This is a genomic window from Cupriavidus sp. P-10 (genome assembly GCF_003402535.2).
Lineage (GTDB): Bacteria > Pseudomonadota > Gammaproteobacteria > Burkholderiales > Burkholderiaceae > Cupriavidus.
The window spans coordinates 973,488-988,641 of sequence record NZ_AP025170.1; the positions used below are offsets into that span (position 1 = coordinate 973,488).

General features: G+C 64.6%; 14 protein-coding genes. 10 read left to right on the top strand and 4 right to left on the bottom strand.

Translation table 11 applies throughout. The annotated features are described in order from the left end of the window. Positions 1–15: 15 nt before the first annotated feature. Genes CTP10_RS04510 through CTP10_RS04520 form a run of 3 tightly spaced genes read right to left on the bottom strand, consistent with a single transcriptional unit; the run spans position 16 to position 1,812 of the window. On the bottom strand, positions 16–813 hold the full coding sequence (locus CTP10_RS04510; RefSeq protein ID WP_116317514.1) for a DUF3106 domain-containing protein: 798 nt from the start codon (positions 811–813) through the stop codon (positions 16–18). Position 814: 1 nt separating this feature from the next. Continuing rightward, positions 815–1,246: a DUF3619 family protein gene (locus tag CTP10_RS04515; RefSeq protein ID WP_116317515.1), complete on the bottom strand. Its 432-nt coding sequence runs from the start codon at positions 1,244–1,246 to the stop codon at positions 815–817. Then, complete coding sequence (locus tag CTP10_RS04520; protein WP_116317516.1) at positions 1,243–1,812, bottom strand: RNA polymerase sigma factor; 570 nt, start codon at positions 1,810–1,812, stop codon at positions 1,243–1,245. Before CTP10_RS04520 ends, CTP10_RS04515 begins: the two co-directional genes overlap by 4 nt. A 415-nt stretch (positions 1,813–2,227) precedes the next feature. Here CTP10_RS04520 and CTP10_RS04525 point away from each other — a divergent pair, with 415 nt between their 5' ends. The 7 genes from CTP10_RS04525 to CTP10_RS04555 all read left to right on the top strand — a co-directional run bounded on the left by CTP10_RS04525 (position 2,228) and on the right by CTP10_RS04555 (position 9,993). Beyond that, the gene (locus CTP10_RS04525) at positions 2,228–3,991 is read left to right on the top strand and encodes an acetolactate synthase 3 catalytic subunit (protein ID WP_116317517.1); all 1,764 of its coding nucleotides are present in this window, start codon (positions 2,228–2,230) and stop codon (positions 3,989–3,991) included. Further along, entirely contained in the window at positions 3,991–4,482 is a 492-nt protein-coding gene (gene ilvN / locus CTP10_RS04530) for an acetolactate synthase small subunit (RefSeq protein ID WP_012352317.1), read from the top strand. Before CTP10_RS04525 ends, ilvN begins: the two co-directional genes overlap by 1 nt. Before the next feature lie 129 nt (positions 4,483–4,611). Then, positions 4,612–5,628: a ketol-acid reductoisomerase gene (gene ilvC / locus CTP10_RS04535; RefSeq protein WP_116317518.1), complete on the top strand. Its 1,017-nt coding sequence runs from the start codon at positions 4,612–4,614 to the stop codon at positions 5,626–5,628. Between the two features lie 256 nt (positions 5,629–5,884). Beyond that, on the top strand, positions 5,885–6,535 hold the full coding sequence (locus CTP10_RS04540) for a phosphatidylserine decarboxylase (RefSeq protein WP_116317519.1): 651 nt from the start codon (positions 5,885–5,887) through the stop codon (positions 6,533–6,535). Positions 6,536–6,577: 42 nt separating this feature from the next. Continuing rightward, positions 6,578–7,492, top strand: coding sequence for a CDP-diacylglycerol--serine O-phosphatidyltransferase (gene pssA / locus CTP10_RS04545; protein WP_116317520.1), 915 nt, complete (start codon positions 6,578–6,580; stop codon positions 7,490–7,492). 125 nt (positions 7,493–7,617) lie between these two features. Continuing rightward, positions 7,618–8,121 (top strand): peptidoglycan-binding protein LysM, encoded by a 504-nt coding sequence (gene lysM / locus CTP10_RS04550; RefSeq protein WP_116317521.1) that lies wholly within the window; start codon positions 7,618–7,620, stop codon positions 8,119–8,121. 330 nt (positions 8,122–8,451) lie between these two features. Next, positions 8,452–9,993 (top strand): 2-isopropylmalate synthase, encoded by a 1,542-nt coding sequence (locus tag CTP10_RS04555; protein ID WP_116317522.1) that lies wholly within the window; start codon positions 8,452–8,454, stop codon positions 9,991–9,993. A gap of 101 nt (positions 9,994–10,094) precedes the next feature. On the opposite strand, the gene CTP10_RS04560 is transcribed toward CTP10_RS04555, so the two are convergent. Next, entirely contained in the window at positions 10,095–10,628 is a 534-nt protein-coding gene (locus CTP10_RS04560; protein WP_116317854.1) for a hypothetical protein, read from the bottom strand. Positions 10,629–10,828: 200 nt separating this feature from the next. Here CTP10_RS04560 and CTP10_RS04565 point away from each other — a divergent pair, with 200 nt between their 5' ends. From CTP10_RS04565 to pnp, 3 genes are all read left to right on the top strand, one after another. Then, a complete protein-coding gene (locus CTP10_RS04565; RefSeq protein ID WP_116317523.1) occupies positions 10,829–12,097 on the top strand; it encodes a branched-chain amino acid ABC transporter substrate-binding protein in 1,269 nt (422 codons plus the stop codon). Between the two features lie 163 nt (positions 12,098–12,260). After that, the gene (gene rpsO, locus CTP10_RS04570) at positions 12,261–12,530 is read left to right on the top strand and encodes a 30S ribosomal protein S15 (protein WP_010809136.1); all 270 of its coding nucleotides are present in this window, start codon (positions 12,261–12,263) and stop codon (positions 12,528–12,530) included. Positions 12,531–12,974: 444 nt separating this feature from the next. Further along, positions 12,975–15,149: a polyribonucleotide nucleotidyltransferase gene (gene pnp / locus CTP10_RS04575; protein ID WP_116317524.1), complete on the top strand. Its 2,175-nt coding sequence runs from the start codon at positions 12,975–12,977 to the stop codon at positions 15,147–15,149. The last annotated feature ends 5 nt before the right edge of the window (positions 15,150–15,154 follow it).

The window sequence follows — 15,154 nt, forward strand, 5'->3', positions numbered from 1 at the left end:
CCGTCCAACAGGCGACTACTGGCGCGCCGTGCCTTCGGAGGCCGCCGCGGCCTCGGTGGCAGGTTCCGGAGCGGCCGGGGCAGTGCTGGTGGCCGCCGGTGGCGTGGCTGCGGGTGTCGTCGCGGGTGTGGGCACGGTGGCGGACACTGCGGCCGGCGCGGATGACGCTGCCGCCGTGGCCGGCGCTACTGCTGCCGACGCGGCCTGGACTTCGCTGGCCGGCTTGCCGGCGGCGCCACCGGCGCCACCGGCTTTGGGCTCGTGCCGGACCGCGTGGCTGGTGCTGCCCGGCAGGCGCTTGGTGCTCGGCAGCGCGCTGACGGCACCGGGCCGGCTGGGCACGCGCTCGGCGGCGGCCAGCTTCTTCTTCTGCTCTTCCGGGAGGGCCTGGTACTTGTCCCACGCCTCGGCCTTTTTCTCGGCCGGCAGCGCGCGGGTGATCTGGTAGTTCTCGCGCGCCAGCCGCCGCTGCTGCGGCGTCATCTTGACCCATTCGTCCATGCGCGTCTGCAGCCGGGCCTGTTCCGCCGGCGAGAACTTCGGGTAGCGCTCGGCAATGCGCAGCCACTTGCGGCGATTCAGTTCGGGCAGGGTGTCCCAGAGTGGCTGCAGCGGCGCCAGGATGCGCTGGTTGACCGGGCTCAGCTCGGACCACGCAGGGCGTGCGCTTGCTGCCGCGCTGGCGCCGGAGGCGGCTTGCGCGTGCGCGGCGGCCGGCAGCAGGCACCAGCCAGTGGCGGCGCCGGACATGGCCAGCAGCAGCGCGGCCAGCCGGCGGCGCAGGGCGTCGGGGCGGGACAGTGCAGGCGCCATGCTATTGCCCGCGTTTCAGGAAGACGTGGAAGCCCTCGTCGGCGTAGGCCGTGGGCGGCAGGTCGTCGAGCAGCATGGCCGCATCGACATCGGCCAGTTCTTCCACGCGCTTCTGTTGCTGCCAGTGGTAGATACCCATCAGGCCGGCGGCCAGCGCCACCAGCGTCCAGATCAGGCCCAGGCGGCGCAGCCAGGCACCAGCGCGGTGCAGCGGCGAGGTCTCGTCATCGAATATCGGGACATGCGGTCCCGGCATGGCGAATTGCGGCACCGGCACGGTTGCTTCAGCCTTCTTGCGCGCGAGCGCAATCCGGCGCGCGGCGGCGAGCCGTTCGGTGATGTCGGCCGGCAATGCCTCCGCACTGGCATCCAGTGCCGTGCGGATCTCATGGGTGAACCGGCGTTCGCGGATATCTCTCTCGTTTATGCTCATAGTCGAACCCCCCGTGCGCGCAGGGCTTGCGCCAGAGTATGCGTGGCACGGGAACAGTGCGTCTTGACGCTGCCCTCGGAGCAACCCATCACGGCTGCGGTTTCGGCAACGTCCATATCTTCCCAGTAACGCATCAGGAATGCCTCGCGTTGACGCGCCGGCAGGCGCTGGATCTCCTGCTCGATGATGTGCATCACCTGAGCGCGTTCGACCTGGTCGGCACTGCTTTCCGCCGATGCCGAGCCGGCCTGCGCCTCCAGCGTTTCCAGCAAGTCGTTGTCGTCGCCCCCGTCGCGGTCGTCGCGCAGGCTGGAAAACAGCGTCACCCACGTGTTGCGCACCTTCTGGCGGCGGAACCAGTCGTGGATGGTGTTCTGCAGGATGCGCTGGAACAGCGGCGGGAGTTCGCCGGCACCTTTGTCGCCATATTTCTCGGCCAGCTTGATCATGGCGTCCTGCACGATATCCAGCGCCGCCTCGTCGTCGCGGACCGCGAACACGGCCTGCTTGAAGGCGCGGCGTTCGACGCTGGCAAGAAAATCGGTCAGTTCCTGGTCGGTGGCCATTCAGGCGGAGTGCGGCTTGGTGTGCGGCTTGCTGTGGAGCCTGTTGCGTCGATCGATTGCCCGGTCCTTGCGAATGTGCTGCGTACGACCCGTGGCACACGCAAGGTGCTGCGATGCTAGCAAAAAAACCCGCGGATGTACCATTTTGTATTGAGGGAAATACATTGGCTGACTGCTAAAGCGCCTGCTAAAGCAGCCAGCGGCCCGGTAAAACCCTGAGCGGCGCGGGGTGAAACAACCATAGACCGCGCTGGTGCATTGCAGTATCATCGAAGGTTCACACGACATCAGTGGTTGTCTCATCCGGCCGCTTATGAGGCGGTCTTCCATGCAGACGCGCACCGCTTGAACCCGAGCCACAAGTTCGGCAGAGAGCATCCAAACAATTTTTTGCCGAAAATTGCAAAGGACTGAAATGAACATGCCCAGCGCGGAATTCTCCCACGCAGACAGCAATTCATCTGCCGCACCCGAAATGATCGGGGCGGAAATTCTCGTTCACGCACTTGCCGAAGAAGGCGTCGAGTACGTCTGGGGCTATCCCGGCGGCGCAGTGCTGTATATCTACGACGAGCTCCACAAGCAAACCAAGTTCGAGCACATCCTGGTGCGCCACGAGCAGGCCGCGGTTCATGCCGCAGACGGCTACGCACGCGCAACGGGCAAGGTGGGTGTCGCCCTGGTGACCTCTGGTCCCGGCGTGACCAATGCTGTCACCGGCATTGCCACCGCGTACCTCGACTCGATCCCGATGGTAGTGATCACCGGCAACGTGCCGACCCACGCCATTGGCCAGGACGCCTTCCAGGAGTGCGACACCGTCGGCATCACCCGCCCGATCGTCAAGCACAACTTCCTGGTGAAGGACGTGCGCGACCTCGCCGCGACCATCAAGAAGGCGTTCTTCATCGCCTCGACCGGCCGTCCGGGCCCGGTGGTGGTGGACATTCCCAAGGATGTTTCCCGCAATTCCTGCAAGTACGAGTACCCCAAGTCGATCGACATGCGCTCGTACAACCCGGTGAACAAGGGACACTCGGGCCAGATCCGCAAGGCGGTGGCGCTGCTGCAGGGCGCCGAGCGCCCGTACATCTACTCCGGCGGCGGCGTGGTGCTGGCCAATGCCAGCGACGAGTTGCGCCAGCTGGCCGCGATGACCGGCCACCCGGTGACCAACACGCTGATGGGCCTGGGCGCGTTCCCCGGCACCAGCAAGCAGTTCGTCGGCATGCTCGGCATGCACGGCACGTATGAAGCCAACATGGCCATGCAGAACTGCGACGTGCTGATCGCCATCGGCGCCCGCTTCGACGACCGCGTGATCGGCAACCCGTCGCACTTCACCTCGCAGGCGCGCAAGATTATCCATATCGATATCGACCCGTCGTCGATCTCGAAGCGCGTCAAGGTGGACATCCCCATCGTCGGCAACGTCAAGGACGTGCTGCAGGAACTGATCGCCCAGCTCAAGGCCAGCGACGTCAAGCCCAAGCGCGAGGCCCTGGCCAAGTGGTGGGAGCAGATCGAGCAATGGCGCTCGGTCGACTGCCTGAAGTACGACCGCAGCTCCGAGATCATCAAGCCGCAGTACGTGGTGGAAAAGATCTGGGAACTGACCCACGGCGATGCCTTCATCTGCTCCGATGTCGGCCAGCACCAGATGTGGGCCGCGCAGTTCTACAAGTTCAACGAGCCGCGCCGCTGGATCAACTCGGGTGGCCTGGGCACGATGGGCGTGGGGCTGCCGTACGCGATGGGCATCAAGAAGGCATTCCCGGAGAAGGAAGTCGTCACCATCACCGGTGAAGGCTCGATCCAGATGTGCATCCAGGAACTGTCGACCTGCCTGCAGTACGACACCCCGGTGAAGATCTGCTCGCTCAACAACGGCTACCTCGGCATGGTGCGCCAGTGGCAGGAGATCGAGTACGACAACCGCTACTCGCACTCCTACATGGACGCGCTGCCCGACTTCGTCAAGCTGGCCGAGGCCTACGGGCATATCGGCATGCGCGTCGAGAAGACGTCCGACGTCGAGCCGGCGCTGCGCGAGGCGTTCCGCCTGAAGGACCGTACCGTGTTCCTGGACTTCCAGACCGATCCCACCGAAAACGTCTGGCCGATGGTCCAGGCGGGCAAGGGCATTTCCGAAATGCTGCTCGGCGCGGAGGACCTGTAATGCGACACATCATTTCGGTCCTGCTGGAAAACGAAGCCGGTGCGCTGTCGCGCGTGGTGGGCCTGTTCTCGGCCCGCGGCTACAACATCGAGACGCTGACTGTGGCGCCGACGGAGGATTCCTCGCTGTCGCGCATGACCATCGTCACCACCGGCTCGGATGACGTGATCGAGCAGATCACCAAGCACCTGAACCGCCTGGTCGAAGTGGTCAAGGTGGTCGACCTGACCGAAGGCGCGCACATCGAGCGCGAGCTCATGCTCGTCAAGGTGCGCGCGGTCGGCAAGGAGCGCGAAGAAATGAAGCGCACCGCCGACATCTTCCGCGGCCGCATCATCGATGTCACCGAGAAGACCTACACCATCGAGCTGACCGGCAACGGCGTCAAGCTCGATGCGTTCCTGGACGCGATCGACCGCACCGCCATCCTGGAGACCGTCCGTACCGGCGGCTCGGGCATTGGCCGCGGCGAGCGCATCCTGAAGGTCTGATCCAACGCCGCTCGCACAGCCAGTCGCACAGGTTCAAGCAGTATCCCCGGGCGGCGCGATCCGTGCGCACACAATGCACACGAGGATGCCGCCCCCCTCATATAAAAGACAGAGATTGAAGGATTTATCATGAAAGTGTTTTACGACAAGGACGCCGACCTCTCGCTGATCAAGGGCAAGAACGTCACCATCATCGGTTATGGCTCGCAGGGCCACGCCCACGCGCTGAACCTGAAGGATTCGGGCGTCAACGTGACGGTCGGCCTGCGCAAGAGCGGCGCGTCGTGGAACAAGGCCGCCAACGCCGGCCTGCAAGTCAAGGAAGTGGCCGAGGCCGTCAAGGGTGCCGACGTGGTCATGATCCTGCTGCCGGACGAGCAGATCGCCGACGTGTACAAGAACGAAGTGCACGACAACATCAAGGAAGGCGCCGCGCTGGCCTTCGCCCACGGCTTCAACGTGCACTACGGTGCCGTGATCCCGCGTGCCGACCTGGACGTGATCATGATCGCGCCGAAGGCCCCGGGCCACACCGTGCGCGCCACGTACACGCAAGGTGGCGGCGTGCCGCACCTGATCGCCGTGCACCAGAACAAGTCCGGCGCCGCCCGTGACATCGCCCTGTCGTACGCCACCGCCAACGGCGGCGGCCGTGCCGGCATCATCGAGACCAACTTCCGCGAAGAGACCGAAACCGACCTGTTCGGCGAGCAGGCCGTGCTGTGCGGCGGTACCGTCGAGCTGATCAAGGCTGGCTTCGAGACCCTGGTGGAAGCCGGCTACGCGCCGGAAATGGCCTACTTCGAGTGCCTGCACGAACTGAAGCTGATTGTCGACCTGATCTACGAAGGCGGCATCGCCAACATGAACTACTCGATCTCCAACAACGCGGAATATGGTGAATACGTCACTGGTCCGCGCGTGGTGACCGAAGAGACCAAGAAGGCGATGAAGCAGTGCCTGACCGACATCCAGACCGGCGAGTACGCCAAGAGCTTCCTGCTGGAGAACAAGGCCGGCGCCCCGACCCTGATCTCGCGCCGCCGCCTGAACGCCGAGCACGAGATCGAAGTGGTGGGTGAGAAGCTGCGCGCGATGATGCCGTGGATCGCCAAGAACAAGATGGTCGACCAGTCGAAGAACTGATCTGTAGCGCTGCCTGATGGCCCGCGCCGCACGGCGGCGGGCCGAAGCCGTTCAGCGTTCCGTGCCATGCCCTTCTATCATCGGAAGGGGATTGCCGGGACCTGAACGGCTTTTTGTTATCCTTGTCGAACTTTTTCGGGCAAGGCGTGCGCCTGATGCTGCTCCGCAACATGGGCCGGCAAGCGCCGCTGCAGCGGATATCGCCGCCGCCGCACCGCCTCCGCCCTGGTTTTGACTCCACCGAAACTCGTACTGCATGAACTATCCTCATCCGCTGATCGCCCGTGAAGGCTGGCCGTTCCTGGCCGGCGCCTTTGTCATTTCACTGCTGGTGCACGCCAGCGCGGGCTTCTGGTGGGCGCTGCCGCTGTGGATCATCACGGTGTTCGTGCTGCAGTTCTTCCGCGATCCGCCGCGCCCGATCCCGTCGGCGCCCAACGCGGTGCTGGCACCGGCCGACGGCCGCATCGTCGTGGTCGAAAAGGCCATGGATCCGTACGCTAACCGCGAGGCGCTGAAGATCAGCGTCTTCATGAACGTCTTCAACGTGCACTCGAACCGCGTGTCGGTCGATGGCGCGGTTGAAAAGGTCGAATATTTCCCGGGCAAGTTCGTCAACGCCGACCTGGACAAGGCCTCGACCGAGAACGAGCGCAATGCCGTGATCATCCGCCGTGCAACCGACGGCCAGGTGGTCACGCTGGTGCAGGTGGCCGGCCTGGTGGCGCGACGTATCCTGTGCTACACCAAGGTGGGCGACAAGCTCTCGCGAGGCCAGCGCTACGGCTTTATCCGCTTTGGCTCCCGCGTCGATGTCTACCTGCCGCTCGACGCGCGTCCGCGCGTGACCATTGGCGAGAAGGTGTCGGCGTCGTCGACCATCCTCGCCGAACTCGACGTGAAGTGAGCGAAGGCCTGACCAGGACCACAGGACGACAGGAGGACTGCGATGGTTGCCTTCAATCGACGTAACAAGCGGGTCAGCAGCGGCAACGTGACGCATCTGCGCCCGTTCCGCCATAACCAGTTGCGCGGTGCCGAGGACTATGACGACGATGCCGCGGACGACCACGACATCGCCTACGAGCGCCAGCGGCCGCGCCGCCGCGGCATCTACCTGCTGCCCAACGCGTTCACCACCGCGGCGCTGTTCGCCGGCTTCTTCGCCATCGTGCAGGCGATGAACATGCGCTTCGACGTGGCCGCCATCGCGATCTTCGCGGCCATGGTGCTCGATGGCATGGACGGCCGCGTGGCGCGCATCACCAATACGCAGAGCGCGTTCGGCGAGCAGTATGACTCGCTGTCGGACATGACCTCGTTCGGCGTCGCGCCGGCGCTGGTGATGTACGAATGGATCCTGCATGACCTCGGCAAGTGGGGCTGGATCGCGGCCTTTGTCTACTGCACCTGCGCGGCGCTGCGGCTGGCACGCTTCAACGCCAATATCGGCGTGGTCGACAAGCGTTTCTTCCAGGGCCTGCCCAGCCCGGCCGCCGCAGCGCTGGTGGCGGGCTTTGTCTGGCTGGTGATCGACAACAAGCTGCCGGTCAAGGAGCTGTGGATGCCGTGGGTGGCGTTCGGCATCACGCTGTACGCGGGGCTGTCGATGGTGTCCAACGCGCCGTTCTACAGCGGCAAGGCGCTGGACGTGCGTTACCGCGTGCCGTTCGGCATGATGGTGCTGGTCCTGGTGCTGTTCGTGGTGGTGTCGACCGATCCGCCGGTGGCGCTGTTCGGGCTGTTCGTTGCCTACGCGATCTCGGGTTACGTGCTGTGGGGCTGGCGTGCCATCCATGGGCAGCCCGGCGGAATCCGCAAGGTGCGCGAAAGCGGCAATGGCGGAAACGGCGGCAACGATTGAGTGTTGCGGGCAGGGAAGGGCGCTACGGCGCCCTTCGTGCTTTCCCGGTTTCACAATTGTTTTTACGCCGCGGCCACTGGCCGTGGCACTCTGCAGTGTTTTCCACTTACCGTCAGGAGGATGTCATGGGCATGTTCGACTTCATCAAGGAAGCGGGGGAAAAGCTGTTCGGCACCGGCGAGGCCAAGGCGGCGCAGCAGGCCGCGGCGGCAGATGCATCGGCCGAAAAGGTAGATGCCGCCAACCGTGCCGCGGGCGATGCGATCGAGGCATACATCAAGAAGATGGGACTGGATGCCACCGGGCTGATGGTGCAGGTGGATGGCTCGCAGGGGCTGGTGACGGTGTTCGGCGTGGCGCCCGACCAGGCCACGCGCGAGAAGATCATCCTGTGCGCAGGCAACGTCGAAGGGGTGGACAAGGTTGAGGACAAGATGTCGGTCAACGTCGAGTCGTCCGAATCGCAGTGGCATACCGTGGTGAAGGGCGACACGCTGTGGGCAATCGCTCAGGCCGCCTACGGCAACGGCGCCGAGTACAACAAGATCTTCGAGGCCAACAAGCCGATGCTGTCGCATCCCGACAAGATCTACCCGGGCCAGAAGCTGCGCATCCCGCCCAAGGGCTGATGCCCGCGGCAACGCGAAGGCGCGTTCGGCAAAAACCCTGTATTGCACGGGCGCGCCAAACCGGCTATAGTCGGTCCCATGATTTCGCGCCAAGTCCTAATCGCCCGCACCACCCTAGGTGGCCTACTAGGCCATCAGGTCGGGACGCGCGCGCGCTGAGGACAACGCAACCCTTAGCACGGAATCCGTAAGGAACACCAACGCCCCGGCCTGCTTGTGCACGCCGGGGCGTTTTGCATTCCACAGCCGTGGAGCGCGGAACAGGCGGTAAGCCCCGGACACAGCATGCCGGGGACAGCACACCAGAAAGCTACACAGGAGCTCCACAAAATGTCTGACAAACTCATCATTTTCGACACCACCTTGCGTGACGGCGAGCAGTCGCCCGGCGCTTCCATGACCCGCGAGGAAAAGATCCGCATCGCGCGCCAGCTGGAACGCCTGAGGGTCGATGTGATCGAGGCCGGCTTTGCGGCCAGCTCCAACGGTGACTTCGAAGCGATCCGCTCGATCGCCCAGGTGGTCAAGGACTCGACCATCTGCTCGCTGGCCCGCGCCAACGACAAGGACATCGCCCGCGCTGCCGAGGCGCTCAAGCCTGCGAATTCGTTCCGCATCCACACCTTTATCGCGACGTCCGCGCTGCACATGGAGAAGAAGCTGCGCATGACGCCTGACCAGGTGTACGAGCAGGCGCGCCTGGCGGTGCGCTTTGCGCGCCAGTTCACCGACGATATCGAGTTCTCGCCCGAAGACGGCAGCCGCTCGGACATGGACTTCCTGTGCCGCGTGCTCGAAGGCGTGATCGCCGAGGGCGCGACCACCATCAACCTGCCGGACACCGTGGGCTATGCCGTGCCCGAGGGCTACGCTGAGCTGATCCGCTCGGTGCGCGAGCGCATCCCCAACTCGGACAAGGCGATCTGGTCGGTGCACTGCCATAACGACCTCGGCATGGCCGTGGCCAACTCGCTGGCAGCGGTCAAGCTGGGCGGTGCGCGCCAGGTGGAGTGCACCATCAACGGCCTTGGCGAACGCGCCGGCAATACCAGCCTGGAAGAGGTAGTGATGGCGGTGAAGACCCGTCGCGACTACTTCGACATGGACGTCGGCGTGGATACCACGCAGATCGTGCCGGCCTCCAAGCTGGTGTCGCAGATCACCGGTTTCGTGGTGCAGCCGAACAAGGCCGTGGTCGGCGCCAATGCCTTCGCGCATGCGTCGGGCATCCACCAGGATGGCGTGCTCAAGGCGCGCGACACCTACGAGATCATGCGAGCGGAGGACGTGGGCTGGTCCGCCAACAAGATCGTGCTGGGCAAGCTGTCGGGCCGCAACGCCTTCAAGCAGCGCCTGCAGGAACTCGGCATCGAGCTGGACAGCGAGAGCGAAGTCAACGCCGCCTTCACGCGCTTCAAGGAGCTGGCCGACCAGAAGGCCGAGATCTTTGATGAAGACATCATGGCGATCGTCTCGAACGAGGCCCAGCACGACGCCAACGAGCACTTCCGCTTCATCTCGCTGTCGCAGCGCTCCGAGACCGGCGAGCGCCCGCATGCGCGCGTGGTGTTCAGCATGGATGGCAAGGAGCAGAGTGGCGAAGGCGAGGGCAACGGCCCGGTGGATGCCACGCTGCATGCGATCGAGTCGCGCGTGTCCAGCGGCGCCGAGATGGTGCTGTATTCGGTGAACGCGATCACCGGCGGTACCGAGGCCCAGGGCGAAGTGACCGTGCGCCTGTCCAAGGCCGGCCGCATCGTCAACGGCGTGGGTACCGACCCGGATATCGTCGCCGCTTCGGCCAAGGCCTACCTGGCCGCGCTGAACAAGCTGCACGACAAGGCCGTGCAAAAGATCAATCCGCAGATCTGACCAAGGCTTCTGCGTTAGACGGCGGACGGCTTACCCGGCCTGAGCGTACGGACCAAGCCCGCCATTCCCGACCCGGGGATGGCGGGCTTTTTCCTGAGCGTCTACCATCGGCGGAATCTTTCATCGGGGTCGTAGAGCGGGTCGGGCGTGATCTGCGTGCGGCGCAGCACGCCGGCATCGTCGAAATAGAAGTGGAACAGCGACGGCCATACGTCTTCATGGCGGAAGCGGTAGGACCAGACCTCATTGCGCATCCGCGGAAAATACTCGACCGGCAGGCGGGTCACGCCGAAATGCTCGGCGACGTCCTCGCGGGTCCAGGTGCCGACCTGCGCCTTGTACAGCTCCAGCGTCGACAGCATGTTGCGGAAGCTGGTCAGGTTGCCGTTGCGGTCGAACTCGGCGCCATAGGCGTACTGGCCCATTGGCTGCTGGGAATAGATCCAGCGCGAAGTGCCGTCGGGCAGGTTGTAGATATCGGTGGGCGGCCCGAACATCGCCTGGACCGCCGCCTTGGGCTGGCCGACCAGCTTGGTGCCTTCCTGGACCGGCATCAGTGTGCTGCACGCGCAGAGCAGGGCGGCAGCAAGCGCCAGGGAGAGCCGGCGGGCGCTGCCGGCGATTGCAGGGTTCATGACGGCCTCGGTCAATGCTTTGTTGATATCGAAAGTGTAGTCCCGCGCCTGCCCTTGGGTGCCCTTGGCGCTGCTTTCTGCCGCTACTTCGCCCAATGTGACGGGATCCGCGCCAAATCCCGGCGAATGCTGCGCAGGCGGCCGTCATTTGCGCCCGACCGGCGTGCTGCCGTACCATCCACCGCTTTCCGGGAGAGACTATGCAGGGTATGGCGCGGTGGCGGAGTTGGCTGGGCGGCGTGTTGCTGGTGGTGGCGGCGGGTGCGTCGGCAGGTGCGTCCGCTCAGGAGCCGATCCGGCTGGGGATGATCGACGGCCTTTCCGGCCCGTTTGCCAACGCGGGCGAGGCAGTGGCGCGCAACCTGCGCCTGGCGATCGAGCGCGTCAATGCCCGCGGCGGCGTCAAGACTGCCGACGGCGCGCGGCCCTTCGAGCTGGTGACGTTCGACAGCAAGGGCAACGTCGACGAAAGCCTGATCCAGTTGCGCGCCCTGACTGACCGGCGTATTCCGTTCGTCCTGCAGGGCAACAGTTCGGCCGTGGCCGGGGCACTGATCTCGGCCATCAACCGCCACAATGCGCGCCAGCCCGATGCGCGCGTGCTGTTCCTGAACTATTCGGCGGTCGATCCTAGCCTGACCAACGAGAACTGCAGCTTCTGGCATTTCCGCTTCGACGCCAGCGCCGACATGCGCATGCAGGCGCTGACAGAGGTGATCCGGCAGGACCAGTCCGTGCGCAAGGTCTACCTGATCGACCAGGACTACAGCTTCGGCCACCAGGTGGCGCGTTCGGCACGCGAGATGCTGGCCGCGCGTCGCCCCGACGTCCAGATCGTTGGCGACGAGTTCCATCCGATCGGCAAGATCAAGGATTTTGCCCCCTATATCGCCAAGATCAAGGCGAGTGGCGCGGACGCCGTCATCACTGGCAACTGGGGCAACGACCTGACGCTGATGGTCAAGGCTGCGCGCGAGGGTGGGTTGCAGGCCAAGTTCTACACCTTCTACGGCAATGGCCTGGGCGCGCCCGCGGCAATGGGTGATGCCGGCGTCGGCCGTGTGCTGGCCGTGGCCGAATGGCACCCGAACGTGGGCGGCGCTGCCTCGGACGCGTTTTACCAGCAGTTCCGCGCGCGTTACCCGGAGCCGAAGGATGATTACGTGCATCTGCGCATGCAGATGATGGTGGAAATGCTGGCACGCGCGATCGAGAAGGCGGGCTCAACCGACGCGGTGAAGGTGGCGCGGGCGCTGGAGAACATGCGGTACGTCAACGACTTCCACGAGGCCACCATCCGCGCCGAGGACCACCAGGTACTGCAGCCGCTCTATGTTTCGGTGATGGAAAAGCAGGGCGGTGCGGTGCGGTTCGACAACGAGGGCTCGGGCTACGGCTTCCGCACGGTGCGCAAGCTGAAGACGGCGCAAACCACGTTGCCGACCACGTGCCGGATGGAGCGCCCCTGAGCGCAGGAGCGCCGCGAAGGCGCCGCGGTTCTCCCTGCGGCCCTTTTCGGCTATAATGTGCGGCTGTCGTCGATCGGCCTCGCGCCGTATCGCGGCAATCCCCGTGACACGACGCAAGCGGCGCATCCCGCGCTGTAGCGTTCGCAAGTGAAAGGAAATCATCATGGCAGTCGCCGATATCAACAAGTCCGAAGTCATCAAGCAGTTCGCCCGTGGCGCCAACGACACCGGCAGCCCCGAAGTGCAAGTGGCCCTGCTGACCACCCGCATCAACGAACTGACCCCGCACTTCAAGGCCAACATGAAGGATCACCACAGCCGCCGCGGCCTGCTGCGCATGGTGAGCCGCCGCCGCCGCCTGCTGGACTACCTCAAGTCCAACGACGCCGACCGCTACCGCGCCCTGATCGAAAAGCTGGGCCTGCGCAAGTAAGCTTGCGCAAGAGGTTGCGTACGATGGCAGCGCGATTCCTGGGTTTGCACGGTTTCGCGTGAGGCCTGGATGCCTGCTTCAGCATTGCTGGGGCAGGCATTTTGCATTTCTGGTCGGGTGATTACGCCCCTGCCGGCAATGCAGCAGGTTGATGGAGTGATTTTCGCTTCACTGCTTCCGGCGAGGACTCCGATTCGCCGGAACCCCGTTGCGGCAAGGCGCGCAACGGAGTAAGTTGTTCTTTTTTTTGGGTTTAGTATCCGGACCGGCCAAGGAAACAGGGCTTTGTGTCATTCCAGCGCGGCATCGGCAACAGTGCCGCGCTGGAATGGCATAGCACTTCCCTGCGACTGCAGCTGTCTCCGGCAGTTAGCCTGCGGCTGAGAACGCAGGCGTGGCACGCTGCGCAATGATTGCGGCGTGCCCGCAAGACAAGGAATGCACATGTCCATGTTCAACAAGATCGTCAAGGAATTCCAATGGGGCCAGCACACGGTCCGCATGGAAACTGGCGAAATCGCCCGCCAGGCCGGCGGTGCCGTGCTGGTCGATGTGGAAGACACCGTAGTGCTGGCGACCGTGGTCGCCGCCAAGAACCCGAAGCCGGGCCAGGACTTCTTCCCGCTGACCGTCGACTACATCGAGAAGACCTATGCGGCCGGCAAGATCCCCGGCGGCTTCTTCAAGCGTGAAGGCCGTCCGTCGGAAAACGAGACGCTGACCTCGCGCCTGATCGACCGTCCGCTGCGTCCGCTGTTCCCGGAAGGCTTCTACAACGAAGTCCAGGTCGTGGTGCACGTGATTTCGCTGAACCCGGAAGTGCCCGCCGACATCCCCGCGCTGATCGGCGCGTCGGCCGCGCTGGCCGTGTCGGGCATCCCGTTCAGCGGCCCGGTGGGCGCCGCGCGCGTGGGCTACAAGGACGGCCAGTACCTGCTGAACCCGACCCGCCCGCAGATCGCCGCTTCGGACCTGGACCTGATCGTCGCCGGCACCGAGCGCGCCGTGCTGATGGTGGAATCGGAAGCCAACCAGCTGTCCGAAGACGTGATGCTGGGCGCCGTGGTCTATGGCCACGAGCAGATGCAGATCGCCATCAACGCCATCCATGAACTGGTGCGCGAAGGCGGCAAGGCCGAGTGGGACTGGACCGCGGCTGCCAAGAACGAGCCGCTGATCGCCAAGGTCACCGAAGTCGCGCAGCCGCTGCTGCAGGAAGCCTATCAGCTGCGCCAGAAGTCGGCCCGCAGCCAGAAGCTGAAGGAAGTGTCGCTCAAGGTGGCCGCCGCGCTGGCAGACGCCGGTGTGGAAGCCGACAAGGTGGAAGTCGGCAACATCATGTTCGACCTGGAAGCCAAGATCGTGCGCGGCCAGATCCTGAACGGCGAGCCGCGCATCGATGGCCGCGACACCCGCACCGTGCGCCCGATCGAGATCCGTTCGTCGGTGCTGCCGCGCGCGCACGGCTCGGCGCTGTTCACCCGCGGCGAGACGCAGGCACTGGTGGTGGCCACGCTGGGCACCAAGAGCGACGAGCAGATCATCGACGCGCTCGCCGGCGAGTACCGCGACCGCTTCATGCTCCACTACAACATGCCCCCGTTCGCCACCGGTGAAACCGGCCGCGTGGGCAGCCCGAAGCGCCGCGAAATCGGCCACGGCCGCCTGGCCAAGCGCGCACTGATCCCGGTGCTGCCGAAGGACGATGAATTCGCCTACACCATCCGCCTGGTTTCGGAAATCACCGAATCCAACGGTTCGTCGTCGATGGCTTCGGTCTGCGGCGGCTGCCTGGCACTGATGGACGCCGGCGTTCCGGTCAAGGCGCACGTGGCCGGCGTGGCCATGGGCCTGATCCTGGAAGGCAACAAGTTTGCCGTGCTGACCGACATCCTGGGCGATGAAGATCACCTGGGTGACATGGACTTCAAGGTTGCGGGTACCGACAACGGCATTACCGCGCTGCAGATGGACATCAAGGTCCAGGGCATCACCAAGGAGATCATGCAGGTCGCGCTGGCGCAGGCCAAGGAAGGCCGCCTGCATATCCTGTCGAACATGCAGGGAGCGATGGGCCACGCCCGCACCGAGCTGTCGGAGCACGCGCCGCGCATGATCACCATGAAGATCCATCCGGACAAGATCCGCGAAGTGATCGGCAAGGGCGGTTCGACCATCCAGGCGCTGACCAAGGAAACCGGTACCACCATCGACATCCAGGAAGACGGCACCATCACCATCGCCTCGACCTCGACCGAAGGCATGGCCGAAGCCAAGCGCCGCATCGAAGGCATCACCGCCGAAGCCGAAGTGGGCAAGATCTACAACGGCACCGTGCTGAAGCTGCTGGACTTCGGCGCCATCGTCAACATCCTGCCGGGCAAGGATGGCCTGCTGCACATCTCGGAAATCGTCAACGAGCGTGTGAAGGACATCAAGGACTGGCTGAAGGAAGGCCAGCAGGTCCGCGTCAAGCTGATCCAGGCCGACGAGAAGGGCCGGCTGCGCCTGTCGCTGAAGGCCGCGCTGGCCGAAGAGGGCGGCAGCATCAGCCCGATCAACGCTGGCGAAGGTGCTGCCCCGGCAGCGCCGGCCGGCGGCTCGGAGCAGCAGCAGTAAGCGGG

Excerpts from the sequence above, each read along its gene's own strand:
- pssA (WP_116317520.1), top strand. The coding sequence starts at position 6,578 with ATGGTTGCCTTCAATCGACGTAACAAGCGGGTCAGCAGCGGCAACGTG.
- rpsO (WP_010809136.1), top strand. The coding sequence starts at position 12,261 with ATGGCAGTCGCCGATATCAACAAGTCCGAAGTCATCAAGCAGTTCGCC.
- ilvN (WP_012352317.1), top strand. The coding sequence starts at position 3,991 with ATGCGACACATCATTTCGGTCCTGCTGGAAAACGAAGCCGGTGCGCTG.
- CTP10_RS04520 (WP_116317516.1), bottom strand. The coding sequence starts at position 1,812 with ATGGCCACCGACCAGGAACTGACCGATTTTCTTGCCAGCGTCGAACGC.
- CTP10_RS04540 (WP_116317519.1), top strand. The coding sequence starts at position 5,885 with ATGAACTATCCTCATCCGCTGATCGCCCGTGAAGGCTGGCCGTTCCTG.
- CTP10_RS04525 (WP_116317517.1), top strand. The coding sequence starts at position 2,228 with ATGAACATGCCCAGCGCGGAATTCTCCCACGCAGACAGCAATTCATCT.
- lysM (WP_116317521.1), top strand. The coding sequence starts at position 7,618 with ATGGGCATGTTCGACTTCATCAAGGAAGCGGGGGAAAAGCTGTTCGGC.
- CTP10_RS04510 (WP_116317514.1), bottom strand. The coding sequence starts at position 813 with ATGGCGCCTGCACTGTCCCGCCCCGACGCCCTGCGCCGCCGGCTGGCC.
- CTP10_RS04565 (WP_116317523.1), top strand. The coding sequence starts at position 10,829 with ATGCAGGGTATGGCGCGGTGGCGGAGTTGGCTGGGCGGCGTGTTGCTG.
- CTP10_RS04560 (WP_116317854.1), bottom strand. The coding sequence starts at position 10,628 with ATGAACCCTGCAATCGCCGGCAGCGCCCGCCGGCTCTCCCTGGCGCTT.
- CTP10_RS04555 (WP_116317522.1), top strand. The coding sequence starts at position 8,452 with ATGTCTGACAAACTCATCATTTTCGACACCACCTTGCGTGACGGCGAG.
- pnp (WP_116317524.1), top strand. The coding sequence starts at position 12,975 with ATGTCCATGTTCAACAAGATCGTCAAGGAATTCCAATGGGGCCAGCAC.
- CTP10_RS04515 (WP_116317515.1), bottom strand. The coding sequence starts at position 1,246 with ATGAGCATAAACGAGAGAGATATCCGCGAACGCCGGTTCACCCATGAG.
- ilvC (WP_116317518.1), top strand. The coding sequence starts at position 4,612 with ATGAAAGTGTTTTACGACAAGGACGCCGACCTCTCGCTGATCAAGGGC.